The sequence below is a fragment of the Bacteroidota bacterium genome (genome assembly GCA_021300195.1).
Classification (GTDB): domain Bacteria; phylum Bacteroidota; class Bacteroidia; order J057; family JAJTIE01; genus JAJTIE01.
In genome coordinates, this window is the sequence record JAJTIE010000018.1 from 13,235 (window position 1) to 38,514 (window position 25,280).

Annotated in this window: 28 protein-coding genes; 14 read left to right on the forward strand and 14 right to left on the reverse strand. The window is 58.3% G+C overall.

The features are described from left to right. Positions 1-17: 17 nt before the first annotated feature. The 3 genes from LW884_04305 to LW884_04315 form a co-directional block, all read right to left on the reverse strand. Entirely contained in the window at positions 18-695 is a 678-nt protein-coding gene (locus tag LW884_04305; GenBank protein MCE3007557.1) for a DUF2461 domain-containing protein, read from the reverse strand. A 67-nt stretch (positions 696-762) separates the two neighbouring features. Beyond that, a complete protein-coding gene (locus LW884_04310) occupies positions 763-1,686 on the reverse strand; it encodes a VOC family protein (protein ID MCE3007558.1) in 924 nt (307 codons plus the stop codon). A 114-nt stretch (positions 1,687-1,800) separates the two neighbouring features. Then, positions 1,801-2,190, reverse strand: a complete 390-nt coding sequence (locus LW884_04315; GenBank protein MCE3007559.1) for a VOC family protein — start codon at positions 2,188-2,190, stop codon at positions 1,801-1,803. Positions 2,191-2,316: 126 nt separating this feature from the next. On the opposite strand from LW884_04315, the gene LW884_04320 reads away from it, so the two are divergent. The 4 genes from LW884_04320 to LW884_04335 all read left to right on the forward strand — a co-directional run bounded on the left by LW884_04320 (position 2,317) and on the right by LW884_04335 (position 6,371). Beyond that, the gene (locus LW884_04320; GenBank protein ID MCE3007560.1) at positions 2,317-3,381 is read left to right on the forward strand and encodes a histidine kinase; all 1,065 of its coding nucleotides are present in this window, start codon (positions 2,317-2,319) and stop codon (positions 3,379-3,381) included. Beyond that, entirely contained in the window at positions 3,378-4,130 is a 753-nt protein-coding gene (locus tag LW884_04325) for a LytTR family DNA-binding domain-containing protein (protein MCE3007561.1), read from the forward strand. The genes LW884_04320 and LW884_04325 overlap by 4 nt, the downstream gene beginning before the upstream one ends. Before the next feature lie 68 nt (positions 4,131-4,198). Further along, positions 4,199-5,083, forward strand: coding sequence for an ATP-binding cassette domain-containing protein (locus LW884_04330; GenBank protein ID MCE3007562.1), 885 nt, complete (start codon positions 4,199-4,201; stop codon positions 5,081-5,083). Then, a complete protein-coding gene (locus LW884_04335; GenBank protein MCE3007563.1) occupies positions 5,076-6,371 on the forward strand; it encodes an ABC transporter permease in 1,296 nt (431 codons plus the stop codon). The genes LW884_04330 and LW884_04335 overlap by 8 nt, the downstream gene beginning before the upstream one ends. On the opposite strand, the gene LW884_04340 is transcribed toward LW884_04335, so the two are convergent. The 4 genes from LW884_04340 to LW884_04355 all read right to left on the reverse strand — a co-directional run bounded on the left by LW884_04340 (position 6,368) and on the right by LW884_04355 (position 10,112). Beyond that, the gene (locus tag LW884_04340) at positions 6,368-7,615 is read right to left on the reverse strand and encodes a metallophosphoesterase (protein MCE3007564.1); all 1,248 of its coding nucleotides are present in this window, start codon (positions 7,613-7,615) and stop codon (positions 6,368-6,370) included. The two genes, LW884_04335 and LW884_04340, sit on opposite strands and share 4 nt — an antisense overlap. A 168-nt stretch (positions 7,616-7,783) precedes the next feature. Continuing rightward, on the reverse strand, positions 7,784-8,938 hold the full coding sequence (dnaJ, locus tag LW884_04345) for a molecular chaperone DnaJ (protein MCE3007565.1): 1,155 nt from the start codon (positions 8,936-8,938) through the stop codon (positions 7,784-7,786). Positions 8,939-8,985: 47 nt separating this feature from the next. Then, on the reverse strand, positions 8,986-9,492 hold the full coding sequence (grpE, locus tag LW884_04350) for a nucleotide exchange factor GrpE (GenBank protein MCE3007566.1): 507 nt from the start codon (positions 9,490-9,492) through the stop codon (positions 8,986-8,988). Between the two features lie 107 nt (positions 9,493-9,599). Then, the gene (locus LW884_04355) at positions 9,600-10,112 is read right to left on the reverse strand and encodes a DUF255 domain-containing protein (GenBank protein MCE3007567.1); all 513 of its coding nucleotides are present in this window, start codon (positions 10,110-10,112) and stop codon (positions 9,600-9,602) included. Positions 10,113-10,234: 122 nt separating this feature from the next. Between LW884_04355 and LW884_04360 the strand changes: the two genes are divergently transcribed. Both LW884_04360 and LW884_04365 read left to right on the forward strand, forming a co-directional pair. Next, positions 10,235-10,450: a hypothetical protein gene (locus LW884_04360; protein ID MCE3007568.1), complete on the forward strand. Its 216-nt coding sequence runs from the start codon at positions 10,235-10,237 to the stop codon at positions 10,448-10,450. Between the two features lie 33 nt (positions 10,451-10,483). Next, positions 10,484-10,864 carry a DUF423 domain-containing protein gene (locus LW884_04365; GenBank protein MCE3007569.1) on the forward strand — a complete coding sequence of 127 codons (381 nt, stop codon included), beginning with the start codon at positions 10,484-10,486 and terminating at the stop codon, positions 10,862-10,864. On the opposite strand, the gene LW884_04370 is transcribed toward LW884_04365, so the two are convergent. After that, the gene (locus tag LW884_04370; GenBank protein ID MCE3007570.1) at positions 10,827-12,407 is read right to left on the reverse strand and encodes an ABC transporter substrate-binding protein; all 1,581 of its coding nucleotides are present in this window, start codon (positions 12,405-12,407) and stop codon (positions 10,827-10,829) included. The genes LW884_04365 and LW884_04370 overlap by 38 nt on opposite strands. A gap of 241 nt (positions 12,408-12,648) precedes the next feature. Here LW884_04370 and LW884_04375 point away from each other — a divergent pair, with 241 nt between their 5' ends. The 3 genes from LW884_04375 (at position 12,649) to LW884_04385 (ending at position 15,138) form a co-directional block, all read left to right on the forward strand. Continuing rightward, on the forward strand, positions 12,649-13,458 hold the full coding sequence (locus tag LW884_04375) for an AAA family ATPase (GenBank protein ID MCE3007571.1): 810 nt from the start codon (positions 12,649-12,651) through the stop codon (positions 13,456-13,458). Between the two features lie 97 nt (positions 13,459-13,555). Beyond that, the gene (locus LW884_04380; GenBank protein MCE3007572.1) at positions 13,556-14,467 is read left to right on the forward strand and encodes a ParB/RepB/Spo0J family partition protein; all 912 of its coding nucleotides are present in this window, start codon (positions 13,556-13,558) and stop codon (positions 14,465-14,467) included. After that, positions 14,464-15,138 (forward strand): DUF5683 domain-containing protein, encoded by a 675-nt coding sequence (locus LW884_04385; GenBank protein MCE3007573.1) that lies wholly within the window; start codon positions 14,464-14,466, stop codon positions 15,136-15,138. The genes LW884_04380 and LW884_04385 overlap by 4 nt, the downstream gene beginning before the upstream one ends. A gap of 5 nt (positions 15,139-15,143) precedes the next feature. On the opposite strand, the gene LW884_04390 is transcribed toward LW884_04385, so the two are convergent. Genes LW884_04390 through LW884_04415 form a run of 6 tightly spaced genes read right to left on the reverse strand, consistent with a single transcriptional unit; the run spans position 15,144 to position 19,925 of the window. Beyond that, a complete protein-coding gene (locus LW884_04390) occupies positions 15,144-15,428 on the reverse strand; it encodes a hypothetical protein (protein ID MCE3007574.1) in 285 nt (94 codons plus the stop codon). A 10-nt stretch (positions 15,429-15,438) separates the two neighbouring features. Continuing rightward, positions 15,439-15,819 carry a DUF3127 domain-containing protein gene (locus LW884_04395; GenBank protein MCE3007575.1) on the reverse strand — a complete coding sequence of 127 codons (381 nt, stop codon included), beginning with the start codon at positions 15,817-15,819 and terminating at the stop codon, positions 15,439-15,441. A gap of 59 nt (positions 15,820-15,878) precedes the next feature. Further along, a complete protein-coding gene (locus LW884_04400; GenBank protein MCE3007576.1) occupies positions 15,879-16,154 on the reverse strand; it encodes an acylphosphatase in 276 nt (91 codons plus the stop codon). An 8-nt stretch (positions 16,155-16,162) separates the two neighbouring features. Continuing rightward, the gene (locus LW884_04405; GenBank protein ID MCE3007577.1) at positions 16,163-16,822 is read right to left on the reverse strand and encodes a 4'-phosphopantetheinyl transferase superfamily protein; all 660 of its coding nucleotides are present in this window, start codon (positions 16,820-16,822) and stop codon (positions 16,163-16,165) included. Positions 16,823-16,857: 35 nt separating this feature from the next. Next, positions 16,858-17,505 carry a hypothetical protein gene (locus LW884_04410; GenBank protein ID MCE3007578.1) on the reverse strand — a complete coding sequence of 216 codons (648 nt, stop codon included), beginning with the start codon at positions 17,503-17,505 and terminating at the stop codon, positions 16,858-16,860. After that, positions 17,505-19,925 carry a transglycosylase domain-containing protein gene (locus LW884_04415; GenBank protein ID MCE3007579.1) on the reverse strand — a complete coding sequence of 807 codons (2,421 nt, stop codon included), beginning with the start codon at positions 19,923-19,925 and terminating at the stop codon, positions 17,505-17,507. Before LW884_04415 ends, LW884_04410 begins: the two co-directional genes overlap by 1 nt. 150 nt (positions 19,926-20,075) lie before the next feature. On the opposite strand from LW884_04415, the gene LW884_04420 reads away from it, so the two are divergent. The 5 genes from LW884_04420 (at position 20,076) to LW884_04440 (ending at position 25,267) form a co-directional block, all read left to right on the forward strand. Further along, entirely contained in the window at positions 20,076-20,600 is a 525-nt protein-coding gene (locus LW884_04420; GenBank protein ID MCE3007580.1) for a shikimate kinase, read from the forward strand. A gap of 57 nt (positions 20,601-20,657) precedes the next feature. Continuing rightward, positions 20,658-21,515, forward strand: a complete 858-nt coding sequence (locus LW884_04425) for a hypothetical protein (protein MCE3007581.1) — start codon at positions 20,658-20,660, stop codon at positions 21,513-21,515. Positions 21,516-21,636: 121 nt separating this feature from the next. Then, positions 21,637-24,189, forward strand: a complete 2,553-nt coding sequence (locus LW884_04430; GenBank protein ID MCE3007582.1) for a DUF5686 and carboxypeptidase regulatory-like domain-containing protein — start codon at positions 21,637-21,639, stop codon at positions 24,187-24,189. A gap of 64 nt (positions 24,190-24,253) precedes the next feature. Continuing rightward, positions 24,254-24,853 (forward strand): YqgE/AlgH family protein, encoded by a 600-nt coding sequence (locus tag LW884_04435; protein MCE3007583.1) that lies wholly within the window; start codon positions 24,254-24,256, stop codon positions 24,851-24,853. A 135-nt stretch (positions 24,854-24,988) separates the two neighbouring features. Beyond that, complete coding sequence (locus LW884_04440) at positions 24,989-25,267, forward strand: hypothetical protein (GenBank protein MCE3007584.1); 279 nt, start codon at positions 24,989-24,991, stop codon at positions 25,265-25,267. The last annotated feature ends 13 nt before the right edge of the window (positions 25,268-25,280 follow it).

A 25,280-nucleotide genomic window follows, 5' to 3' on the forward strand; every position in this document is an offset into this window, starting at 1 on the left:
CGCCACAGCCCCTCCAGCTATTCGGCAGCAACCAGCGACTCCAGGTAGGCGTTCACCTCCCGGCCTGCTGCAAAGTGGGCCAGCACAAGCTGATCGAAATCTGGGGCCAGCATAGGGCTTGTATCCTTCAGCTCGGCCATGTAGTACCAGTACTTGTGGTACAGCAGGGGCTGCCGATCGGCCAGCTCTTTGTACGCACGGGGCAGCACCTTGCTCTTCTCGCCCAGCAGCTGGCCACCGTAGTATTTTTTGAATGCCGGCTGTGCCAGCAGGGCATCTATCGCGCCAGGCTCGGCAGCCATATTGCTGCGGGCACGGCCCAGCAGGGCCTTATCCATGCCATACAGCCCGCCGCCTATCCATAGATAATCGGGGCCCAGCTGGATGTAGTAGCCGGGTATGTCATACTGGCGGCGGCCCCCCAGCCCGATAACGGCGGAGCGGTTGGTCTTGTAGGGTGTTTTGTCCGCACTAAAGCGGATGTCGCGGTTGATGCGGAAGATCGCATCCCTGGGCTGGATCTGTATGCGGGGATCGATTGCCTGAGTGCCCGCTATCAGCCGCGCCACAAAAAGCTCGAACGGTTTTTTCACATGCTGTTCGTAGCGCTGCCGGTTGGCATCAAACCATTCCTTGTGGTTGTTTGCGCTCAGCTCAAGAAAGAAATCGAGGTAGGCCTGTGTAAAAAAAGACATAGCGTGAAAGATAAAAAAAGCGACCCCCGTTCATGAGGTCGCTTGGTTTCTAATTAGCTAGAAAGGGCTATTTCTGGGCTTTTGCCTCGGCACCTTCGGCCTCGGCAGCCACGGCGGGCATGGCATACAGGCCTACCTGGTTGCCCTCGCTGTCCATAAAGACGGCAATACTACCCATGTTTTCGGGCAGATCCGTTTTGGGCAGCAGTACCTTGGCACCGGCCTTTTCGGCACGGGCCAGCATGGGGGCCAGGTCATTGCCACAGTTCAGGTATACCAGCGGGCCAGCCATACCGGGTTTCGCCTTGGCATCCTTTACCAGGGCGCCGCTAAAAGTCTTTTTTGCCTGTGGGAAGTACACCAGGGGCTGGGTGCAATTCTTCTCTTGCACCAGTGAATCTACCGCCCACAGTTGGGTGTAAAAGGTCTTGGCACGGGCCAGGTCTGCGGTGGCCAGTTCAAACCAGCCCATATCATACGGCCCCGCATTGGTAAGCTCGGGTGCATGCAGTCCTATCACGTTACCCTCGGTATCCTGTATAATGGCAAAGTGGCCAAGCTCGGGTGTAATATCGGTTTTGGGAACCAATATTTTACCCCCTGCTTTCTCTACTCGGTCCAGAATGGGCTGCACATCCTTGCCGCCCTTCAGGTAAATCAGGGTACCCCCTGCACCCGGTTTCATCTTGGGGTGGACGGAAATGTGGCCAGACAGGCCGTGCTGCTCGCGGGCCGGGAAGAAGGCCATCTCCGACTCGCCCGCTCCCTGCTTCTGCTTCTCCACTTTCAGCTCTACACCCAGGATGGTGTTGTAGAATTTTACGGCACGCTGCAGGTTGGTTGCTGGTATTTCAAACCAGGCCATATCAGGCATCGGCGGGGCGGGTTTCTCTTCGGGGGCTTTTTCTGCCTGTTCTTTCGGTTTTTCGCCTGCACAGGCCACGGCTGCTACAGCCAGCAGTGCAAATAGGAGGTAATTGAGTTTTTTCATGTTATGTAAGCGTAGAGGTAATTAGCTGCAAAGGTACACAAAAAAGCATCCGGGGAGAGAGTGCGCCCCTGCCCCGGATGGGGTGGAAACCGGGCTGCGGTACAGGCGTGTACGCTAGCTCAGGTCATGCAGGCCCACCACATTGCCTTCAGTGTCCTTCATCAGGGCAATGTGCCCCAGGTGCTCGCCCAGCGAGGTCTTGGGCATTAGCACCATGCCCCCCTGCTGCGGTACGGCAGAGAGAACCTGATCCAGCCTGCCGGTAACGTCCAGATACACCACGGTGCCCGTAGTGGCCGGCTTGTGCATATCGCTCTTTACCAGCGCGCCGCCCACACCGCCTTCCTGCTGCTGGTAGGGTAGCATGGCCATTTTCATGTTGCTTTTTTCTCCGGCCATGGTGGTGGCCTCCAGCTTCGCGTTTAGCAGGGTTCCATAGTAGCTCATGGCTCTATCCAGGTCGGCTGCCGGAATTTCAAACCAGGTTAGGGTGTTTTTCATCATTATTTTGATTTATAGAAGATAATAGAAGAATCTGTTTTATCCGTACTTTGGTCATTGGTCGGATAAAGCACGAAGGTAAGGGGGCCGTAAGAAGCGTGCCACAAAAAAGCACCCAAGCCGGAAAACATGATGCCAAACTGGAATATAGACTGGCTGAAACCCCAAAGGCACATTAGCTGGATCCGTTGGTTGAGCCTGCTGATCTTTGCCCTGCTGGTGCCCAGCCTGAGTGGTTTTATCGCCTACGGCATTTTTTCCGCTCAGGGGTACGTGCTCCTGTATGGGTGGTGTTTTCTGTACGCGGCCTTTGTGTGGGAACTGAACCTGCGCCTATTGCGCTGGCTGCTGGCGCACGAACCCCGGAGCGAGCAGCGCACCTGGCGTATGGTGCGCTGGCTGCTAGCGCACAGCGTGCTGACCGCCGCCCTCAGCGTTGGCGGCGTTGCGCTTACCTGCTGGCTATTCACCATCCCCTACGTGTGGGACATTCAACAGCGAAACCTGCTGTTCCTAATCCCCAGTGTGCTGGTGGTGGGGCATTACTACGAAACAGCTTTTCACCTAAGCAAAACCCAGGAGCTGGCCCTGAAACAGGCCCAGCTAGCCCAGGCCAGCAGCGAGGCCCGGCTTCAGGCTCTGATGCAGCAGGTAGACCCTCATTTTCTGTTCAATAGCCTGAATGTGCTGCTACAGCTGATGGAGGAAGATGTAGCACGAGCCGAAGACTTTGTGCAGCACCTGAGCCAGCTGTATCGCTACGTGCTGGAGCATGGCAAGCAGCCCCTGGTGCTGCTGGAGGAGGAGCTGGGCATCCTGGCACACTACGAGGCCCTGATGCAGCTACGCTTTGGCCATAGCTTTCGGCTGGAGTATACCCTGCAGCTCAACCCAAACGGGTATCTGATTCCGCCAACCAGCCTGCTTACCCTGGCCGAAAATGCGCTCAAGCACAACCGGCTGTCTAGCGAATCGGCCCTATGTGTGCAGGTGCGCGAAAGCCACAGCGGGCAGCAGCGATGGCTGGAGGTAGAGAATGAGATCCGGACCAAAAATCAGCCCGACTATTCTACGCGCCTGGGGCTGGAAAACCTGCGGGGGCGCTACCTGCTGGCCACTCGGCAGCTGATAGAGGTGCGGGCCAGTGCCACACACTTTCTGGTTCGGCTCCCACTGGTTGAGGTATACCGATGATGAAAGTACTGATTGTAGAAGATGAACCCAGGGCCCGCGAGCGGCTGGCCCGGCTGCTACGCAAGCAGCCCAATGTGGAGGTACTGGGCTGCCTGGACAGCATAGCTGCGGCACACACCTGGTTCGAACTGAATGCGGCCCCCGACCTGGTGTTTCTGGATATAGAGCTGGGAGATGGCTCCAGCTTCGAGCTGCTCGAGAGCCTGAAACCTGATTTCCCCATCATCTTTACCACCGCCCATGCCGGCCATGCCCTGGAGGCCTATGCCTACAACAGCGCGGCCTATCTGCTGAAGCCCTATACCGAGGCACAGCTACAGCAGGCACTGGCCAAGGTGCGCAAAACCGAGCAGCACTACACAGGTGCACGAATGGACAGCCTGCTACAGAGGCTGGAAAAGCAGGCTGCCTATAAGAAACGGGTGGTGGTGCGCAAGGGGCGAGATTTTGTAGCCCTGGAGACCCCACAGATTGCCTACCTGTTTACGGAGCAGAAGATCGTATTCGTCCGAGACACGGCCGGGAACAACTACATCTGCGAAAGGACGCTGAGTGAACTGCAGGCCGAGTTGGACCCCGATCAGTTCTACCGCGCCAACCGGCAGTTTCTGATCAACTTCTCGGCTATCGGCCGCATCTGTAGCCTGGAAAAGGGCAAGCTGAACCTGGAACTGCTACCGAAACCCAACGGGCAGGTGGTGGTGAGCCAGGAAAATGCCGCCGAATTCAAACAATGGCTGGAGCGATAAGTGAGCCAGTAGGGTGCGGCATACGCTACCCTGTGCCACCATCTATGCAGAAATTTCTAGCTTCGTAGATGATCCAGGTAGAATCGGTAACCAAGGCCTACCGCGAAAAGCGCGCCGTAGATGGTATCAGCCTAAGCGCACAGGCCGGGCAGATACTAGGCCTGCTGGGCCCTAACGGGGCCGGCAAAACCACGCTGATCCGCATGCTTACGCGCATCCTGTACCCCGACTCGGGGCGCATATGGATACAGGGCGAACCGCTGGCCGAGCACCATCAGCAGCGCATGGGCTACCTGCCCGAGGAGCGGGGCCTATACCGCAAGATGCGGGTGGACGAGCACCTGCACTACCTGCTACAGCTGAAAGGGCTAGACCGTGATGAGGCCCGAAGCCGCACCCGGCAGTGGCTGGAGCGATTTGAACTAGCAGACCGTGCCCACAGCCCAGTGCAGAGCCTGAGCAAGGGCATGCAGCAGAAGGTGCAATTCATAGCCACCGTGGCACACGAGCCCGAAATCCTGATCCTGGATGAACCCTTTAGCGGGCTAGACCCCATCAACAGCCAGGTGCTGCAAGAGGTGATAGAAGAATGCCGGAGTACAGGCCGAACACTCATCCTGAGTACGCACCGCATGGAGCAGGCCGAGCAGCTGTGCGACCGGCTGGCCCTTATCCACCAGGGAAAGGTGCTGTACGAGGGTAGCCTGCGGGAGCTACAGCGGCAGCACCGGCAAGACCGATACCGCTTCGGGCTGGAAGAGGAGCTGACACCCGAACTGCTGGCGGAACTGCCCGGCAGCTGGATCCTGCTGAATGAGCATACCCTGGAGGTGCAGGGCGACCGAATGGCGCTGATAGCCTGGCTGAACCAGCGCTATACACTACTGTCTTACCAGCAGCTGGTGCCCAGCCTGCATAGTCTTTTCATCCAAACTGTACAGCAGCATGCGTAAACTATGGCTGATTATTGGGCGCGAATACCGCACGCGGGTATTCACACGCGTATTTTTGTTTAGCACCCTGGGTATGCCCGTGCTGCTGGCAGGGCTTGTTTTCCTGCCCATACTGGTTACCGAAAAAAGCGATGATGGTGCCTACACCGTATTCGTACGGCAGGAGCTGCCCCTGGCCCACTTGCTGGCCGAGCACGGGCATGAACGCTTTACGTTCATCTCCGTACCAGATGATCAGCGGGCCCTGGCCCGGCGCATTCGGGCCTTGCCGAACAGCATAGGCATCTATGCCATGGGCGCGCCCAACCTGAAGCACCCCCATGTGGCCTACTACACGCACGGCCAACCAGGGGCTGCCACCCTGGGCGAGCTGAAGCAGACCCTGAACGAACTGTACAAGGAGGAAAAACTGGTGGCTGCCGGGGTGCCACGCAGCCAGCTGGCACAGACCGAGCTGGACCTGAGCTTTGGCGGCACCCGCCTATCCGAGGCGGGCGAAGAGGCCGGAAACCAGGGTCTGGGCTATGCCGTGGGCTACGCCATGGCCCTACTCAACTATATCCTGCTCATCATCTATGGCCTTATGGTCATGCGGGGGGTGATGGAGGAGAAGATAAACCGGATTGTGGAAGTGGTGATCAGCTCGGTGCGGCCCTTCCAGCTGATGCTGGGCAAGCTGCTAGGCATAGGCGCGGTAGGGCTTACGCAGTTTGCCATCTGGGGTGTGCTGCTAGCCTGCCTGCTGATAATTGGCGGGGGCATGCTGGCAGTGGGGGGCGGCATGCCGGGCACACCCGAGCTGGCCACACAGCTGGCAGCGGCACCAGATGGCAGGGAGGCACAGGTAGTGCGGCAGATGCTAGCGCTTATAGATGCAAAACTGCTGCTGCTCTTCGGCTTCTTTTTCCTGACCGGCTTCCTGCTGTACGGCAGCCTGTTTGCCGCCCTGGGCAGCGCTGCTGATCAGGAGAGCGATAGCCAGAACCTCAGCGGCTTTGTGATGCTGCCCATCATGCTCCCACTACTGTTCCTGGGGGCTATCATAAACGACCCTCATGGCACACTGGCAGTCAGCATGAGCCTGATTCCGCTCTTTGCGCCTGTGGCCATGATGGCGCGCTATGCCGGTGCAGACGTACCTGCCTGGCAGCTACTGCTCAGCATGGGGCTGATGCTAGCCAGTGTATGGGGGTCCGTCTGGCTATCGGCCCGCGTTTACCGCGTGGGGATGCTGATGTATGGCAAGAAACCCAGCCTGCGCGAAATCCTCCGGTGGGCACGCGGCTAGGCACGCTTCAGGGTAAGGACGGTTATCTCGGGCAGGATGCCCACACGGCCCTGGTAGCCAATGAAGCCAAAGCCCCGGTTTACATACAGCTGCTGGGCATCCGCCTGGTACAGGCCCGCCCACTGCCTGTATAGCCACTGCACAGGGCTGAAGCGGAACCAGGGGTTCTCGGTACCGAACTGCATACCGTGTGTGTGCCCACTGAGGGTGAGGGCTATGTGTGGAAAGGCGGGCCGCACCTCGGCATCCCAGTGGCTGGGGTCGTGGCTCATCAGCAGGTGGCAGGGCAGGTCCTCGCTGCCCTGCATGGCCTGGGCCAGGCGCCCATGGCTAGGGAAGCGGGTGCTGGCGCTCCAGTTTTCCACCCCCACCAGGGCTATTTCATCTTCGCCCCGCTTCAGGCGCACATGCTCATTCAGCAGCAGGCGCCAGCCCATGCTGGCATGCAGGTCTTTCAGGGCCTGCAGGTTTTCGGCCTTAGCCTGGGCACTGGGCCACTCGCTGTAGTCGCCATAGTCGTGGTTGCCCAGTATGCTGTATACACCCAAGGGTGCCCGCAGGCGGGCAAAGCTATCTTTCCAGGGGCCCATCTCCACGGCTCGGTCATTCACCAGGTCGCCCGTAAACAGGATGAGGTCGGGCTGCTCGGCCAGCACACGGTCTATGCCGGCATTCACGGCCTGGTGGTTGCCCAGGCTGCCGGCGTGGATGTCGCTCAGCTGCACCACCCGCAGCCCGTCAAAGGCAAGGGGCAGCCCGGGCAGGCGCAGGGTATGGCGGCGGGTTTGGTAGGCATAGGCGTTCCGGTAGCCCAGCAGCATTACCCCATACAGGGTGCCGGCCAGGCCCAGGCCCAGCCAGCTGAGAAAGGTGGAACGAGAGATGGGCACGCCGGGTGCCGGGGCAGCAGCCACGGCCTGGTAGCCCCACAGCATCAGCCGGCGGGTATCGTCCAGCAGCAGGGGCAGGGTGCCTATCAGCTTGGCAAGGTAGATGCCGATGATGGAAGAAAAAGCATACACAGCCAGGCTGCCCCCACGCAGGGCACTGGGGCCGGGGCCACTGCTGAGCGCGATGCCCACAAACCACAGCAGCACCAGGGTACTAAATAGCCAGTAGCCATACTGGACCACCGTGCGGGTACGACCGGCAGCAGGCAGCAGGGCACGCACCGATTGGTAGAAGTACAGGTCGATCAGCACAAAAAGAAAGACCAGAATGAAAACAGAGGTAAGCGAGCGCACTTTCTTATTCTTGTTAGTAGCCAGCGGAAACAAGGATGTGCCTGCTCAAAACCAGAAACGTATAGAAAAGTTCATCGGCAAGCACAGATGCGCACAGCACAGGAGTCGGGCAAGACACGCCCGAAAATGCAACGGAAACCTCTGTAGCTCCGTACAGCAGGCAGCCAGCTATTCGGCCCCGAAAAACTCCTTCATCTTGGCGAAGAAGCCTTTTTCTTGCTTGCCCGGGTTGGGTACAAAGTTTTCGCTCTGCCGTAGCTTGTCCAGCAGCTTCCTTTCTTCCGAGCTCAGGCTGCGGGGGGTCCATACATTGATGTGGACCAGCTGGTCGCCCGCCCCATAGCCATTGATGTTGGGTATGCCCTTACCCTTCAGGCGTTTGATCTCACCACTCTGGGTGCCAGCCTCTACGCGGAACCGGGCCTTGCCATCCAGGGTGGGCACCTCTACGCTGGTACCCAGGGCGGCATCGGCAAAGTTGAGGTAGAGGTCGTAGATCACGTTTTCGCCATCGCGTACCAGCGTTTCGTGCGGGATCTCCTCAAACTGGACGAGCAAGTCTCCTGCCTCTCCGCCGCGCTTGCCCACATTACCCTGGCCCCGCATGCTCAGCTGCATGCCATCGCTCACCCCAGCGGGTATCTTTACAGTTAGGCTGTCTTCGCGCTCTATGCGGCCCTCGCCCGCACAGTTCATGCAGGCTTTGGTAATGATCTTGCCCTCGCCGCCACAGGCGGGGCAGGCCGATACAACAATCTGGCTGAAGAAGCCTCCGCCTACCTGCTGGCGTACCTCGCCCACACCACTACAGGTACTGCAGGTCTGGAAGCTGCCATTGTCATAGGCACCGGTGCCCGTGCAGGTGGGGCAGCCCACATGCCGCCGGATCTTGATCTTTTTCTCCACGCCCTTGGCTATCTCCTCCAGGCTAAGGCGTAGCTTTATGCGCAGGTCGCTGCCCCGCTGGCCCTGTCTGCGGCGGCCGCGGCCACTGCGGTTGCCGCCGAAGAAGCCCTCGAAGCCCGTACCTTCGAATATGTCGGAGAATCGGTTGAAAATGTCGGAAAAGTCCGCGGCACCGCCTGCGGAGCCCTGTTCATTTACGCCGGCATGGCCATACTGGTCGTATCGGGCTTTCTTGTTGGCATCGCTCAGCACCTCGTAGGCCTGGCTCGCTTCCTTAAATTTTTCTTCCGCCTCCTTATTCCCGGGGTTTTTGTCCGGGTGGTACTGGATAGCCAGCCTGCGGTAGGCACGCTTTATCTCATCGCCCTGGGCTGTGCGGGCCACCCCCAGCACTTCGTAGTAATCTCTTCGGGTCATGTCTTTTCCTTAAACTGATCTGCAGGGAGCCTGCTGGTGGGCGCTTACTACTCTCCGGTTATCACCTTGGCGTAGCGGATCACCCGCTCCTGGTATCGGTAGCCTTTTTCTATTACCTCTATCACCTTTCCCTTTTTCTCTGCCTCTTGGGCGGGCAGGCTGGCAATGGCCTCGTGTAGCTCTGTGTCAAACACTTGGCCCATGGCATCTATGGTCTGCACGCCTTGTTTTTCCAGGGTGCTGTTCAGGTTTTTGTGCACCAGTTTCAGGCTTTTTATCAGGGCCTCGGGCTCGCTGGTTTCGGCCACGGCCAGGGTACGGTCCAGGTCGTCCAGCAGGGGGAGCAGGGCCTTCAGCAGCTGGGTGTTTCCATACTTCAGCAGGTCCTCCTTCTCACGGTTGGTGCGGCGCCGGAAGTTGTCAAACTCGGCAGCCAGGCGTACATAGCGGTCTTGCCAGTCGGTGGCTTCTTCGCCCCGGCCGTGCCCGGCTTCGGGCTCGGGCTTCTCATTTGGCTCTTGCTCGGCCTGCTTTTCCAGTTCTTTCTCGCTCATCGGGATGTCGTTAATTCAGATAAAGGACGTTCATCGACTCTTGTTCCCCATCAAACACCTTGCCGAAGCCAGCTGCGCAATCCGACATCCGGGGTCCCTGGGGGTATCTAGTAATTGTATTTCTCCTTGAAATAGGCCCATTCCAGATAGGTGTGGGCATTTTCGCCAAAGTAGACGAGGAGTTTTTTCATCATCCCCGGGTCCAGATAACCGCGTACGGGCGACAGGATTTCCTGCTTTTCTGACAAAATGACTGTAGTGGGATACTCCATTTTGCCCTCCAGCAGCTGGTAGGCCAGGCCATGGCAGTTCTCGGTTTGCATCCAGCCGTAGCGCTTGCCCTGAAAACTAGCGGTCTCCTTGCTCCAGGCATTCAGCTTGACAGGTACGAAATGCTGCTCCAGGTAGCGGATGATCTTGGGATCTTGAAAAGACTGCTTTTCCATAATCTTGCACCAGGCGCACCAATCGGTATACACATAAATCCATACCTTTTTGCCCTCCCGCTTGGCCTTTGCCACGGCGGTATCCAGGTCATACCAGCCTATGGCCTCATTCCCCGCAGGGGCAAAGGCCGCACACAGGGCAAGGAGTAGAAAAGCTATCAGCCCTCTCTTCATAACGCAAAGGTACGCAATGGCTGGCTGAAAGGCCAGCGCGTAGGGGCTCGACCCCGCCAGCAGCGAGTTGAACCTTTCGGGCCAGCCACTTGTAGGGGAATAATCAACTCCATTTGCTGCCTATGCAACCACCCAAGCACAAAATGGCTGTGCTGATCTGGCTAGCCATTTATCCCATGATTACCCTACTGCTGGCGGTGCTGGGGCCGGCACTGGCCGGGCTGCCACTGCCGCTGCGCTCGCTAGTACTCTCGCTTATCCTGGTGCCCTATATGGTGTTTGTGGGTATTCCTACGGTAACACGCGTATTCCGCAAGTGGCTGTGGCGACAGGGCTAGCCGTGCGTGCCGCTTCGTGCTAGCTTTGCGGGCATGAAACCATGGATACTCGCCATCGCTGCGGCCCTGGGCCTCAGTGGGGTGGCACTCGGGGCCTTTGGGGCCCATGGGCTAAAGGGGGTGCTGAACCAGGCCCAGCTGGCTACTTTTGATACGGCCGTGCGCTACCAGCTGTACCACGCCCTGGTGCTGGTGGGTGTTTCGCTTATACCCACAGGCATGGCCCAGCGCAGCTGGGCAGCCCGGCTGCTGGTGGCCGGTGTGCTGCTGTTTAGCGGCAGCCTGTATCTCTACCTGGCTGGTGGCCCACGGTGGCTGGTGTATGTAACACCTGCAGGCGGCCTGTGCCTGATGCTGGGCTGGCTGCTGCTGCTGCTCACCGCCCTGCGGCTGCACCGGCGGCCACAGGCCTAGGCCGGATGGCGGTATACTTGAGTGGGAAGTAGAGGTTCATGGCCTGGGTGGGCATACCCTGCACCCAGGGCTGTGCCAGCCGGAAGGTCTTATAGTAGTAGAGCGGGATGAGGGGCACATCCTGCAGCATCTGTTCCTCCATCTGCCTATAGTAGCGCATGCGCAGGCTATCGGGCGCCCGCAGGGCCGCCTCATAGGCTGCATCTGCAGCGGGGCTGCGGTAGCGGGTGGTGGCACTGCCCTGCGGTGGGTGATTGGGGCTGTAGAGGAGGGAGAGAAAGTTCTCGGGATCGGCATAATCTGCCACCCAGCTGGCACGCCACAGCAGGGCCTCGCCCTTACGGATGCGCTCGCGCAGGGTGCTGCCCTCCTCCAGCGCCAGCTGCAGCCGGATGCCCAGGGCAGCCAGGTTTTTCTGCAGATACTGGGCCACATGGGCATAGCCAGGGTTGGTGTACAGCTGCAGCACGGGCAGGCCCGTGCCACCGGGGTAGCCCGCTGCAGCCAGCAGGGCCTGCGCACGGGCAGGGTCGTAGCCCGATGCCTGTGCGGGCGGACCTGCGTAGCCCGGCATGCCCGGGGGCACCAGGCCCTGCGCGGCCGGCAGGGCTGTGCCGTGCAGCAGGTAGCGGCATAGGCCCGCACGATCTATACCCAGGCTGAGGGCCTGCCGCACCCGCACATCCTGCAGGGGGTGGCGGCTGGTGGGGTCCAGGCGGATGCCCAGGTACTCGGTGCTGAGCTGGGGGCCGGCGTAGAAGGTGAGAGGACGATACCTGGGCCGCAGCTGGCCAGTGGCAGTCAGCAGCTCGTCCTGATAGCTGGGATCCAGGGCATCGATCAGGTCTATACGCCCCTCCAGAAAGGCATTGAAGGCGCCCAGCTTGGAGGGGATGAAATGCACCGCCACAGCATCCAGGCGCGGCAGGCCGCGCTGGTAGTAGTGTGGATTGCGGTGTAGCACCAGCAGCCGCCCCTCCTCCCAGCGGTAGAACCGAAAAGGCCCGGTGCCAATGGGGTGCTGGCGAAAATCCTTTCCGTAGTGTGCCACTACCTCCTGTGGCACAATGCCCGCATAGGGCATGGAGAGCAGCTGCAGAAAGGGCGGGAAGGGCTGCTCCAGGTGTAGCACCAGGGTGCTGTCATTCACCACCGCCACGCCTGCCAGGGTATCGGCCTGGCCAGTGCGGTAGGCTGCTACGCCCCTCAGCTTGCCATTCAGGATCCACAGGCCCGGGCTACCGGTTTCGGGCTGGCATAGGCGGTGCAGGGTGTAGGAAACATCGCGGGCCGTAAGCCTGCGGGTGCGGCTAAGCCCAAAGATTGGGTGTGGATGAAAGTACAAATCAGTGCGCAGCTCAAAACGATAGGACAGCCCGTCGGCACTACGCGCCCATCTGCGGGCTGCATCCGGCACCAGGGCGCCACTGCTATCCACCCCCACCAGGGTGCTGAATAGCTGCTGACACATCCACACATTGCTCTGGTTGCTGGCAAAAGCAGGATCCAGACTGGTAAGGCCGGCATGCAGATTCAGCCGCAAGACCTGACGATCGGTACGCTGTGGGCTGCTGCAACCACAGAAAAACCATAGAGCAAGCAGAATCAACCGCTTGTCGAACCTATGTGGAATTTTGGCCGAGCTTATCAACATAAGCTGTTTTTTCGCTTACCTTTGCACCTGGCTGCAAGGGCTGACAAGCTAGCAAAATGCACGCAATAAGCGGGCTAATCGGCTGCACGCCAACCCAGGAAAGAAATAATGTACGTATAAGGAGCTTATAATGGGCAAGGTTATCTCGATTGCAAACCAAAAAGGGGGAGTGGGTAAAACTACCACAGCCATCAACCTGTCTGCCAGCCTGGCGGTGCTGGAGTTTAAGGTATTGATGGTAGATACAGATCCACAGGCCAATGCCACCTCCGGGGTAGGCTTCGACCCACGAAACATCAAGGCCTCCATCTATGAGTGCATTACAAACGACGACGTAGACCCGCGCGGCATCATCCTGCAGACGCTCGTAAACAATCTGAGCATCCTGCCCAGTCACATTGACCTGGTGGGGGCCGAGATTGAAATGATCAACCTGAACAACCGGGAAAAGAAGATGCGGGCCGTGATAGACAAGGTGAAGGGCGACTACGACTTTGTGATCATAGACTGCTCACCCTCACTAGGCCTCATCACAGTGAATGCCCTGACCGCGGCAGATAGCGTGATTGTGCCCGTACAATGCGAATACTTTGCCCTGGAGGGGCTGGGCAAACTGCTGAATACCATCAAGATTGTGCAGCAGCGCCTGAACCCCGACCTGGATATAGAGGGCATCCTGCTAACCATGTACGACCAGCGCCTGCGCCTGAGCAACCAGGTGGTGGATGAGGTAAAGATGCACTTCCAGGACATCGTGTTCGAGAGCGTGATACAGCGCAACACCCGGCTGAGCGAGGCGCCCAGCTTTGGCGTACCCGTTATTATGCACGACGCAAACAGCAAAGGCTCGCTCAACTACCTGTCGCTCGCCGCCGAGATTCTGCGGAAAAACAACATCCCCATGCGTACCGAGCTACCCGAGGCTGTAAGCCAGCCCTGATGCAGGAACAAAGCGAATGACCACCCGAGAACAAACAGCAATAGGCAGAGACTAAAAAAACGAACCGGCCAAACAGCCGGCAGAGCAACAGAAAAAAGTGGCGGAAAAAAAACCAACAAAACGAGTACTAGGCCGTGGGCTGGATGCACTCATCCCCCAAGCGGAGTACAATGTGGCAGGTAGCGTGGCAAACCACGGCTATGGCGAGACCGGCTCCATTCACGAAGTAGCCCTGGAGCACATAGAGACTAACCCCTACCAGCCCCGCACACACTTTGATGAAGATGCGCTGGAAGAACTGGCCGCCAGCATACGCGAGCAGGGCATTATACAGCCCATTACCGTACGGCGTATGGGCCAGGATAGCTACCAGCTGATAAGTGGCGAGCGCCGCTACCAAGCCAGTAAGCGGGCTGGCCTGAGCCGGATACCGGCCTACATACGCACGGCCAACGATGAGCAGATGCTAGAAATGGCCCTCATCGAAAACATCCAGCGCGAAAACCTGAACCCCATAGAAGAGGCCCTGGGCTACAAGCGCCTGATGGATGAATGCGAGCTGACCCTGGAGCAGGTGGGCATGAAGGTGGGTAAAAAGCGACCTACCATAAACAACTACCTGCGCCTGCTGAAGCTACCCCCCGAGATACAGGCCGCCCTGCGAGACAAACGCCTGAGCATGGGCCACGCACGCGCCCTGGTGTCGGTAGACAATCCGGTGTACCAGCTGGAGATCTTCCGAGAGGTGATGGATAAGGACCTGAGTGTACGCACCACCGAAGAGCGTGTACGCCAGATAGGCAGCCCCAAGGCCACAAAAGAAACCGAAGAACCCAGCAAAACGGAACGCACTGCCTATGCCCTGCAGGCCCTGGAGGTAGAGCGCAACCTGAGCCGCAAGCTGGATGCCAAGGTGCGGATACAAACCGGCCAAGATGGGAGCGGCGAAATCAAAATCAAGTTTTACAACGGGGACGATCTGAATCGCCTCCTGGAGCTGATGGCATGAGTGGCCAATGCACAGCAGCAAGCAGGGCTACCCCCCGGAGGCTGCCACTGGCGGCTGCCTGCATACTGCTGGGCCTGCTGCTGATGCCCGGCACGGGCTGGGCGCAGGCCGACACCACCGGTGCAAGAACAGACCGGCCACGGAGCAAGGATGCCTACCTGCCCGACAGCCAGGCTACAAACCCGGCAGACGCACTCCCACAGGCCGACACGACCGGCCAAGGGAACAAACACAAAAAGCGCGCCTACAGCCTGGAATGGCCCAGGCCCAACCGGGCAGCTCTGTACAGCCTCATCCTGCCGGGCCTGGGCCAGCTCTACAACCGCGACTACTGGAAACTACCCATCATCTGGGGGGCAGCAGCAGCTGGGGCCTATGCCATTGCTTTTAACCACAATCAGTTTATCCGCTACCGCGCCCTGGCGGAAGACCAGCAGGACGCACTGCGGGTACAGTACCGCGAGCAGCGAGACTTCTTCCGGCGAAACCGGGATCTGAGCATCCTGCTGACTGGCCTCGGCTATGCGCTCGTGGCCGTAGAGGCATACGTGGATGCCCACATGTACTACTTCGATGTGTCAGACGACCTGAGCCTGGCCGTGTACCCAAGCATTCTGCCTAGCGCACGCATGCCCGTGCCGGGGCTGGGACTATCCCTAAACCTGAGGTAGGAGATTTACTCGGGCCGCTGGTCGCCACCGCATTCCTTCAGGGTAGCGGCATAGCCCTCGTTGAACTGCATAAGCGCGTCTTTGTCTTCCTTGAAAGGGGTGGCCTTTTCTTGAAAGAACGGAGCGGCATCCTGCCGGCACTGCTCATATACCTGGGGGGTTATCTGCTTATACTGCTGCATACAGCCGCAGCGCTGCCGGGCTGCGGCCACCCCTTCTCTATAAGCATCGGGGCCACAGCCCACCAGGGCCGGGATGGCTAGTGCTAGCACAGCAAGGATCTGCTTCATTCCTGCGGGGCTAAAAGGGTAAGTCGGATTCTTCTTCCTGATGGGCCAGATCGGCAAAATGGGCCGGATCGGCCGGGGGGGGCATTGTGGAGCGGCCACCAGCCATGGCGGCCTCTACCCGCCAGGCCTCCAGTGTGGTGAAATAAACCTTTTCTCCCTTGGGGTTTGTCCACTCGCGCCCGCGCAGGTTGAAGTGCACCTGCACGGTATCACCCGGCTGAAAAGCGTCCAGCTGATCGCAGCGCTCTTGTATGGTCTCAAACTTGATGAGCTGGGGGTACTGAGGATTTTCGGCATAGCTCACCACCAGCTCTCGCTTGCGGAAGCTGGCGCTCACCTGCTGGGTAGGCATTAGGGCGTGTATCTGGCCCTGGATAGAGAAGGAAGACATGGCGCAAAGGTAGGGCTTATGCCACACAGATGCCACGCACCCAAGTAGAATCCCGTGCGCTAGGCAATAACCAGAAAGTCGCCCTCGGTATCTGCCAGGGGGGGCACTTCTGTTTGCTGTAGCTGCTGCACAAGCGCCTGGGGTGGGCCCTGGGCTAGCCAGTGTGCAAACTGCCGGAGGGCTGGCGCTGGGCCCTCTGCCTCGGCCAGCACGCTGCCGTCTGGCTCGTTGCGCACCCAGCCTGTCAGGCCCAGCTCTCGGGCTACGGCCTGTGCACTGGCGCGGAAGTAAACCCGCTGGACGCGGCCCACTACGCGATAGCGGAATCGCTGCACAGGCTGCATCAAGGTACTGGGGTTGGGATGGGCTCGCCGGTGGTAGCTGCCACAATAAGATCGGGCACGGGCTGGTCTATGTGCACCAGATAGCTGCGCTCTATTTCCTGCCGCCTTAGGCCGCCTGGTAGCTGCCGCGGAAAAACCGCGCCTGGGGTTGGACTTGGCTGTACCCACAGTTGCCGCTTGAAGGAGAGATCCGGCCAGTCTGTATTTAGTACCTTGTACAGGCACTCCTTGGCACACCATACCTCCAGAAAGGTAGCCGGAGATCGGTCTGACTCGTAGTGCCTCAGCTCCTCCTCGTTCATAAACACACGGGCCGTGTTCCAGTTACGCGGCACCAGGGTCTGCTCCAGGTCCAGCCCCACCGCAGTCTGGCCCAGGAGCACCCCTACATAGCCCTGGCAATGGCTAATGGATACGGCCAGGTCTGTATCCGCAAAAAAGGGGGCACCACGGGGGGTGCTATGGAGCACCAGGGCGGGATCCACCATGCGGTAAAGCAGAAAGCGCGACGCAGCATACTCATACTGCCTGCGCGGGTGCCAGCCTGGGTCAAACTGTGCACGCACCTGTGCCGGGCACTGATCCAGAAAGAAATCGAGTGGCTCGGTTGTATGCCAAAGCTTAATATCGAGCGGAATACGATGGGCCAACTCTGCCATATACCGGCTATACGCCCCTTTGCGCATTTGGGTTCCTAATCCCGGGCAATAAAGGGATACAAAATATAGCTTAGCAGGCCGAAACCCAAGGCCATGGCGGCCAGTGCCTGTAGGTCTCGACCATAGGGTAGTGCCACAAACAGCTTCTGCAGGGCACCTATACCAGTTAGCAGGATAGGTAGCTGAACCGGCAGGCTCAGGATAGCCATCAGCATACTCTTCTGGCTACCTGCGCTGGCCAGGGCGGCATTCAGCGTAAGGGCGGCGGCGTATGCCAGGGCCGTAAGCCCAGCCAGGGCCCACACGGCTGCTGGCACGCCCCCCTGGCGCGGCACAAATAGCAGAAATGCCAGGGTTAGCAACAGCTGAAGGAGCAGCATAAGCAGCGCATTGTATAGCAGGCGGGCCAGCATCTGCTGGGCGGGCCGGGCCAGCTGGTGCCGGTAGTAGGCTATGCCTGCCGGTTCGGCCAAAAAACTCTTGCCCACAGCAGTAATGGCCACAAAGGCCTGGGCGATCATGTAAAGTACGGCCCAAGTATTAGCCGGCAGGGGCTGGTGGTAGGCCAGCCCAATGGTAAAGGCAAGGAGCAGCCCATAGAAAAGCAGGCTGTACACAGCCGTAGGGCTCCGGCGCTCCAGCATCCACTCTAGCCGGATAAGAAGATGCAGGGTACGCAGCATCAGGGTGCTTTGGCCGGTTCCTTCTCGTCTTCAAACACGTCGCCCATGCGGCTACCACCCTCCTCCTCAAAGAAACGAACCTGGCTGTCGGGGTCCACTGTTTGGGTACAGTTTGGGTCTGTTTCCAGCCCCTTCGGGCGCAGAAAGGGGCGTTTTTCATAGGCCAGCACTTTATCCTCATAGGTGGCCTTCAGAAAAGTAGCTACCTCGGGCATAGCCAGCTGCCCACCCTGGCCGTATACACTCCAGGTGGGGTAGTGTATGGCCTGGTCTGCATTGCCCACCCAGGCACCCACTGCCAGGTCGGGCGTGATGCACATAAACCAGGCATCGGTATTATTGTTGGTCGTACCGGTTTTGCCCGCCACGTCCAGCTCGTAGGGTACTTTGTACTGGGGTTTCATGTTTCCGGCTGTGCCATAGTCCACTACTGCACGCAGGGCTTCTACCACCTGGTAGGCCACTTCGGGTTTCAGGGCTTCGGCCGTTTCGGGCACGAAGCGCTTCAGCACATTGCCAAACTTATCTTCTATCCGGGTAATGTACACCGGCGCTACCCACACGCCCTGGTTGGCAATGGTGGCATAGGCATTTACCAGCTCCATAATATTCAGCTCGAAGGTGCCGAGGGCGAGCGAAGGCACAGCTTGTATTTCAGATTGTATGCCCATCTTCTGGGCATAGCGCACCACCTCGCCGGGGCTCACCTTCTCGGTGATGAGGCGTGCGGTAACGGTGTTTACGGAGTAGGCCAGGGCCTTGCGCAGGGCGAGCTTGCCGCGGGGGTACTTGCCGTCGGCATTCTTGGGCCGCCACACTTTTCCGGTGTTGGGGTCTACCCACTCTAGCGGCCCGCCGTCTACACGTGTGCAGGGTGTGTAGCCGTTGTCGAAGGCGGCGGTGTATACAAAGGGCTTGAAGGTAGAGCCTACCTGTCGCTTGGTTTGCGCAATGTGGTCTACCTTGAAGTATTCGGCATCCAGGCCGCCCACCCAGGCTTTTACATGGCCGTTTTCTGGGTTAATGGCCAGCATGCCCGTTTCCAGAAACTGCTTGTAGTAGCGGATGCTGTCCATCGGCGTCCATTCCACATCCATGTACCCTTTTTCATTGTAGGCAAACACGCGCATAGGCCGTTTTTCAGCAAAGCTGGCCATAATCTGATCGTGACCCAGGCCGCTTGTTTTCAGCACATTGTAGCGTGCACTCTGCAGCACGGCCCGGCGTATGATTTCCGGGTCCTTTTTCCACTGCTCTTGTCCTTTCATCAGCTTGTTAAAGCGCTCCTGCTCTGCGCGCATGTGGGCGCGCATGGCCGCCTCGGCATGGGCCTGCAGGCGGGTATCCAGGGTGGTGTATACCCGCAGTCCATCGGTGTACATGTTGGGGCATCGCTTTCGGCCATTGTGGTTAATGGTTACCTCGCATTTTTCGCACCAGGTCTTCAGCTCCTTGCGGATAAACTCCCGGAAATAGGGAGCCAGGCCGCTATTGTGGGCCCAGCGCACATTTTTCTTCACGCCCAGGGGCTTGGCCATTAGGCGCTCGGCTTCTTCGTCGGTCAGGTTGTCCTGGTTTCGCATCAGGGCCAGCACGGTGTTTCTGCGCTCCTTGGCCCGCTCGGGGTGGCGCAGGGGGTCGTAGGCCGTGGGCCCCTTCAGCATACCCACCAGCAGGGCACTCTCCTCGGGTTTCAGCTCTGTACAGCTTTTGGCAAAGTAGGCATTGGAGGCACTCTGGATACCATACAGCACACTGCCAAAAGGCACCGTGTTCAGGTAGTGCAGGATGATTTCATCCTTTGTGTAGCGCCGCTCCAGGTAGGCAGCTACAATCATCTCCTTGATCTTGCGCGCCATGCTACGGTCCAGGCCCACCTGTTCGTTGTACAGGTTTCGGGCCAGCTGCATGGTGATGGTGCTACCCCCCTGCCTGCCCCCGCTCAGCTGAACGCCAAAGGCTCTTAGCAGGCCGATGAAATCGATGCCACTGTGGCTGTAGAAGCGCAGGTCCTCGGTGGCTACCAGTGCCTCGCGCAGGTGGCCCGGCAGCTGGCTGAGCCGAGCATATACGCGATTTTCGTGGCGGTAGTATGAGCCGATCATCTTCCCGTCGGCAGCGTAAACCTGGGTAGCCAGGTTGGTATCCGGGTTTTCCAGATCCTCCAGGCCTGGCATCTCATCCAGCACACTGGCGATAAAGAGGCTGACCAACAGAAAAGCCAAGCCAAATGCCGAAAGTAGCACGATGCGATAAAGACGGAAAGACCGATTGAAAAGGGTCATGTCGTTTACGTTCAGGGGGTAGTTTAGTTTATTGGGGCTGGCCTGCCACAGGCTAGCAGCTACAAAACTACGAAAGCCCGCTATGCAAAAGCGAAGGCCTTGGGATACGGACGGGCGAAAACTGAATACGGTCATCTGAAGCCGTACAGCCAGGGCCGAACCTATCTTTTTTTTGTATATATGCTACCTTGGTTCCAAGCGTGGCCAGGTATTTCACCCAAGCGTATCAGGCTGGCCTGGAAGAACGAACCGAGAACCGGATAGACACTTGTTTTTTTCTACTTAATGAAGATATTCCTCTGGGGCATGATGGGCAGCGGGAAGAGCACGCTGGGTTTATTGCTGGCGCGTGCGCTAAACCTGCCCTTTGTAGACCTGGATGCAGAGATAGAGCAAGAAACAGGGCAAACCATAGCGGAGATCTTTGATGCTGAGGGCCAGGAGGGTTTTCGCAGGATAGAGCAGGCGCAGCTGAGGCGGGTACTAGGGCTGCAGGGCCAGGGGGTGATCAGCTGTGGAGGGGGTACACCCTGCTACTATAGCAACGCGGCAGAGATGTTGGCAGCCGGTACGGTGATCTACCTACAGGCGAACGAAGAGCTATTGGCCGAAAGACTTAAGGATGACGCCGGCAAACGCCCGCTGCTGCGCGAACAGACCCCACAAAGCCTGCTAAGCTACCTGGCGCATACGCTACACAAGCGGGCACCGTACTACAAAAAGGCGCACGTGATTGTGCCCGTAGCGGGCAAGTCGGCAGCGGAGGTAGTAGCGCACATAGTGCAAAACCTGCCGGGGCGTGCTGTGTAAAACTATTTCGACGAAAAAACACCCCGCCCACCCACAAAGCACCCTAACTTTAGTGCCATGCGTGCGAAGCTGAAGTGGATAGCTGTATACCTATGCGTACTGCTGCCAAGCATGCCTGCCTGGTGCCAGCCTGGTGTGCTAAATGCACTGGACCTGGCGCAGGGCCACTGGGAGATGGCAGCGGTGCGCCTGCACAACTACAAACAGCTGCCCCTGCAGGAAGAGCTAGGCACTTTTCTGGTACAGGACCCGCAGGTGCTGGCCCAGATGCAGGTGGCCTGGAAGCAGCAGCCCTTTTACGAAGACTACTGCGACTACCACTACGCCCTGAAGTTTTACCGAGACCGGCAGCTGGTGAAAACCCTGCTGCTGAACCTGGACTGCGGGTACATAACCGATGGGCAGTTAAGTTACCGTTTCGCGCCCGAGCAGTTGGTGCGGTTCCGGGCACACTTTGTGCGGGTACCCTGGAGCCATATTCGCTTTACAGACCTGAAGCTGATGCGCAAGGCGATAGACAAAATAGCCGCCCAGCCCAACTATTATTTCTACAGCGAAACCACCCCCTACCACTACGATGGCTGCTTTGTGCTGAAAACCACCCGCCATACCTGGGACGAAAAGCTGGACAGCATACAAGACGTACTGCGAGCTCACATAGCCCACTATGCGGGTCGAAACGATTTTTATATACAGAGTAAGCTCCTGTTTGCTGACGATGCGGGGCGGATAAGCTACCGGCACGATGTATACTGCAACAAGGGCCTGGCAGCCCGCTACCTGGCCCAGGATGAGCGCAACCTGGTGTGCGGCTGGCAAAGCCACTTTGAACTAGTGGGCGAGGCCCAACCCAGCCTGGGCCTGGTGGTGGTGGGCATAAATGAAGCAGGCTACAAACAATTAATGCGCCCATAATGCGTTTTTCCTTCCGGCGCCAATAAGGCGGCAACGTCTTTTTTGCCAAATTTCCGCCCTGAAACTCCGTAGAAGCATATACTACCTCCTGCTGGCACCAGCCCTGCTGTGCCACCTGCCCGTGCTGGGCCAGGATGCGCAGCCGCGCTACCGGGTTACAGGCCGGGTGGTAGATGCCGCCTTTGGCAACCCGCTGGAGCTGGCCACTGTGCAGGTAGACAGCCTGCGCATAGGCGGAAACAGCAACCTGGACGGCGAATGGAGCCTGCTGCTGCCACCCGGCCAGTGGCAGGTGCGGGCCCTACAGCTGGGCTACCTGGATGCCAGCATCACCGTAGTGGTGCAGGTTGCAGACGTGAACGGCCTGGAAATCCGGATGGCACCCCGAGACCAACTGGACCTGGAGACCATTACCGTATCGGGCAAGGAAAGCCCGGCCAACCGAATCATCAAGAACGCCACCCGCAACCGAGACGAAAACCGGCTGGAGGGCATGCAGGCGTATGAGTATGAGAGCTACAATAAAACCACCCTCACGCTGGACAACATAAGCCGGGAAAAGGCTGAGAACAGCCTGCTACTGCGCCCGGCGCGGGGATATATACGCGAACACGCGCGGGATACGGCCATGCTGGACACCACAGGCAGGTTCAAGGTAGGGGTATTCGTAAACGAAACCATCAGCCGGGTATACGAGCGAGCAGGCCGCCCACGCAAGGAATACATCATTGCCACCAAGGGCAGTGGCTTTGAAAGTGCTGAAACCGGCCTGGTAAATGCCCTGCTGGTAAATGCCGACTTCTACAACAGCTATGTTACCATCCTGGAGCGCGAGTTTCTCAGCCCCATTGCACCCGGTGCCTTCATGAACTACCGCTTCTACTGGACAGATACGGTGGTGGAAGCCAACAGCCCCGATACCCTGTACGGCATACAGATTGTGCCCAAGCGGCCATATGACCGGGTATTCAAAGGCTGGATCTACATACAGGGAGGCAGCTGGGCCATCCGCAGGATAGATGTAAGCATGAACGCAGACCCGAACATCAACTTTATCGAAGACATCCGCATCAAGCAAGAGTTTGCCGAGATAAACGGCCGCTGGGTACCCACCCTAAAGGACATACAGATAGACTTTAAGAACAACGAAGACAGAGTGGGCTTTCTGGGCCGCAGCATCACCTTCAACAAGGACTTTGTGCTGAACCAGCCCAAGGAAGATGCTTTTTATGAGGGGGTTACGCTCGTTCTATCCGACAGCGCTACCACGCGCGACTCCACCTACTGGGTAGATAGCCGGCAGAGCCCCCTGGAGCGCAGCGACCAACTGGCCTACGGACTGGTAGACCACATCCAGGCCCTGCCCATCTGGAAAATAATCAAGATTACCCAAGAGTTTTTTGCCACCGGCAAAAAACGGGTGGGTGTGGTAAACATCGGGCCCTACAGCAAGGTAGTGGGCTTCAACCAGGTAGAGGGCCTGCGTACCCAGCTAGGGGTGTATAGCAACGACCGGCTGAGCGATCGCTTCAGCTTTGGTACCCGGGGGGCATACGGCTTTGACGACCAGCGCTGGAAATACGGTGGCGAGGTCATGTATCGCTTCAAGCGACTGCCAGACATCCGGGCGGGCATCTCGTACTACAACGACATCGAACAGATTGGCATAGCCAACTACGAACTGGATGGCACCGGCCTGCTGAATAGTGTGCTGCAGTACCGGCCCCTTACACAGCTAAACTATTACCGAGAATTCAAGGGCTTCTTCCAGGCCGATGTGTCCAATGGGCTGAATGCCAAGCTACAATACCGGCAGAAGTTCATTGAGCCCGCCTTCCCGATTTTTTTCCAGGAAGCAGGAAAACCTATCCGCAGCGACTACCAGGTGGCAGAGGTGGGCACCATCTTCCGCATCAGCATCAAAGAAGATTTTGTGATAAAGAAAACGGGTAAGGTGTACACAAAATCCAAGTATCCCATCACGTACCTGGAGTACTACCAGGGCTTCCGTGGCCTGGCGGGCGGAGAATGGGACTACCAGAAGGCACAGATAACAGTAAGCGACAAGCTGGAAATGGGCCGCTTTGGCTGGCTGAGCTACACCCTATCTGCCGGACGCATTTATGGCAACCTGCCCTACCCCAGCCTGTATGTATACCAGGGTAGCCAGAGCCTGGCCATGTATGTACTGGGGGGCCAGCAGGATGTGCTGCGCTCCTTCCTGGGGGTTACCAACCGCACAGCCTTCTACCAGAGTGTGAACTTCAACCTCATGTACTTCTACGAGTTTGTGGCAGACCAGTATACGGTAGCCGGTTTTGACTACCACCTGGAGGGCTATCTCTTCAACAAACTGCCTCTGCTGCGCTGGGTGCTGAACAAGCTGGACTGGAAAGAGGTGATAACCCTGCGCCTGGCCAGTGGCAGCATAAGCAAGGAAAACCGCCAGCTGAACAGCCCGCCCGGAGCCAAAGAGGACCCCGAGCAGATTACCATAAAAGCCCCGGACAAAGTGCCGTACATAGAGTACGGCGTAGGAATTGAAAACATTTTCAAACTACTGCGCGTAGACTACGTTCGTAGACTAAACTATCTAAACCCGGATACCCCCAAAAGTTTGGAAAACTTCAACCTGAACTGGGGGTTGCGCTTTAGCCTGAACTTTACCTTCTGACAGGTATATTCTGATCCAACCGGGTTGGCTGGTTTATTCGTGCAGTAAAAACCACCCGAGCCTAATGGAACACAGCAACCTACTGGAGCAATGGGAGCGAAAAATCTGGCAAAACATGCCGGAGCCTGCAGCGGGCATGCTGCTGGTGGCCAACCCCTTTATGCAGGACCCAAACTTCCGGCGAATGGTGGTGCTGCTGGTGGAACATGGGCCGGATGGAAGCTTGGGCTATGTGCTCAACCGTCCGCTGGATGCCTACATACCCCAGCTGGTAGATCAGTTGGATGGCTTTCGTGCACCGCTGCTATGGGGTGGGCCAGTGGCCCCAGATACGCTGCACTTTCTGCATCGCTATAGCCCAGGCATTAACGGGAGTGAAACCATATGCCCGGGGCTGTGGTGGTCGGGCAGCTTCGATCAGCTTGTGCAGATGGCCCGGGGCGGCAGGCTGCTGGCAGAGGATTTTCACTTTTACTTGGGCTATTCTGGCTGGGCACCCGGGCAGCTGCAGCAGGAGCAGGGCCACCGCAGCTGGCTGGTTACACCCGCCACCCGCGAGCTAGCCTGGCTGGAACCAGCCAACTGCTGGGTACAGGTGGTGCAGCAGATGGGGGGCCCTAGTCGGCTAATGGCACACTTTCCTGCCGATCCCGGCCTGAACTGAAAAACCGGGACAACACGAGCAGCAGCATTCGGGATGAAAATCGGGGGTTTCGGAACAAAAGTCCGGGCTGACGCGCAGGGCCGTTTTCTTTCTTTCTTTCTCAACACTACTATGATTCATTTGATAACAAGCGACATGAACTCTAAACCCAAAATCAAAAGCCTAGGCAAGTATAGACAGTGGGAGCCCATTATCCTGAAAGCTTATGTGGAAGAAACCGGCACCTATACCATACGCTACAGTATAGGAAACTACCACGGTCAGGAAACACAACGCCTAACGGTGGGGGATGCACTTGTGTTTAGCAACACCCTGCAGCGCAAGGGGGAAATAGCCCTGAGCGCACTGCTACCTACAGGAGATAGCCTGCAGGATGCGGAAGGCCACACCTACTTTACTGCAGAGGTAGGCTAGCGCCCACCCTGCC

Coding starts and splice junctions, on each gene's coding strand:
- LW884_04410 (MCE3007578.1), bottom strand. CDS start 17,505: ATGCTGCGTACCCTGCATCTTCTTATCCGGCTAGAGTGGATGCTGGAG.
- LW884_04310 (MCE3007558.1), bottom strand. CDS start 1,686: ATGAAAAAACTCAATTACCTCCTATTTGCACTGCTGGCTGTAGCAGCC.
- LW884_04365 (MCE3007569.1), top strand. CDS start 10,484: ATGAAACCATGGATACTCGCCATCGCTGCGGCCCTGGGCCTCAGTGGG.
- LW884_04320 (MCE3007560.1), top strand. CDS start 2,317: ATGATGCCAAACTGGAATATAGACTGGCTGAAACCCCAAAGGCACATT.
- LW884_04420 (MCE3007580.1), top strand. CDS start 20,076: ATGAAGATATTCCTCTGGGGCATGATGGGCAGCGGGAAGAGCACGCTG.
- LW884_04355 (MCE3007567.1), bottom strand. CDS start 10,112: ATGAAGAGAGGGCTGATAGCTTTTCTACTCCTTGCCCTGTGTGCGGCC.
- LW884_04440 (MCE3007584.1), top strand. CDS start 24,989: ATGAACTCTAAACCCAAAATCAAAAGCCTAGGCAAGTATAGACAGTGG.
- LW884_04390 (MCE3007574.1), bottom strand. CDS start 15,428: ATGAAGCAGATCCTTGCTGTGCTAGCACTAGCCATCCCGGCCCTGGTG.
- LW884_04385 (MCE3007573.1), top strand. CDS start 14,464: ATGAGTGGCCAATGCACAGCAGCAAGCAGGGCTACCCCCCGGAGGCTG.
- grpE (MCE3007566.1), bottom strand. CDS start 9,492: ATGAGCGAGAAAGAACTGGAAAAGCAGGCCGAGCAAGAGCCAAATGAG.
- LW884_04395 (MCE3007575.1), bottom strand. CDS start 15,819: ATGTCTTCCTTCTCTATCCAGGGCCAGATACACGCCCTAATGCCTACC.
- LW884_04425 (MCE3007581.1), top strand. CDS start 20,658: ATGCGTGCGAAGCTGAAGTGGATAGCTGTATACCTATGCGTACTGCTG.
- LW884_04405 (MCE3007577.1), bottom strand. CDS start 16,822: ATGGCAGAGTTGGCCCATCGTATTCCGCTCGATATTAAGCTTTGGCAT.
- dnaJ (MCE3007565.1), bottom strand. CDS start 8,938: ATGACCCGAAGAGATTACTACGAAGTGCTGGGGGTGGCCCGCACAGCC.
- LW884_04325 (MCE3007561.1), top strand. CDS start 3,378: ATGATGAAAGTACTGATTGTAGAAGATGAACCCAGGGCCCGCGAGCGG.
- LW884_04435 (MCE3007583.1), top strand. CDS start 24,254: ATGGAACACAGCAACCTACTGGAGCAATGGGAGCGAAAAATCTGGCAA.
- LW884_04305 (MCE3007557.1), bottom strand. CDS start 695: ATGTCTTTTTTTACACAGGCCTACCTCGATTTCTTTCTTGAGCTGAGC.
- LW884_04375 (MCE3007571.1), top strand. CDS start 12,649: ATGGGCAAGGTTATCTCGATTGCAAACCAAAAAGGGGGAGTGGGTAAA.
- LW884_04415 (MCE3007579.1), bottom strand. CDS start 19,925: ATGACCGTATTCAGTTTTCGCCCGTCCGTATCCCAAGGCCTTCGCTTT.
- LW884_04330 (MCE3007562.1), top strand. CDS start 4,199: ATGATCCAGGTAGAATCGGTAACCAAGGCCTACCGCGAAAAGCGCGCC.
- LW884_04315 (MCE3007559.1), bottom strand. CDS start 2,190: ATGATGAAAAACACCCTAACCTGGTTTGAAATTCCGGCAGCCGACCTG.
- LW884_04360 (MCE3007568.1), top strand. CDS start 10,235: ATGCAACCACCCAAGCACAAAATGGCTGTGCTGATCTGGCTAGCCATT.
- LW884_04335 (MCE3007563.1), top strand. CDS start 5,076: ATGCGTAAACTATGGCTGATTATTGGGCGCGAATACCGCACGCGGGTA.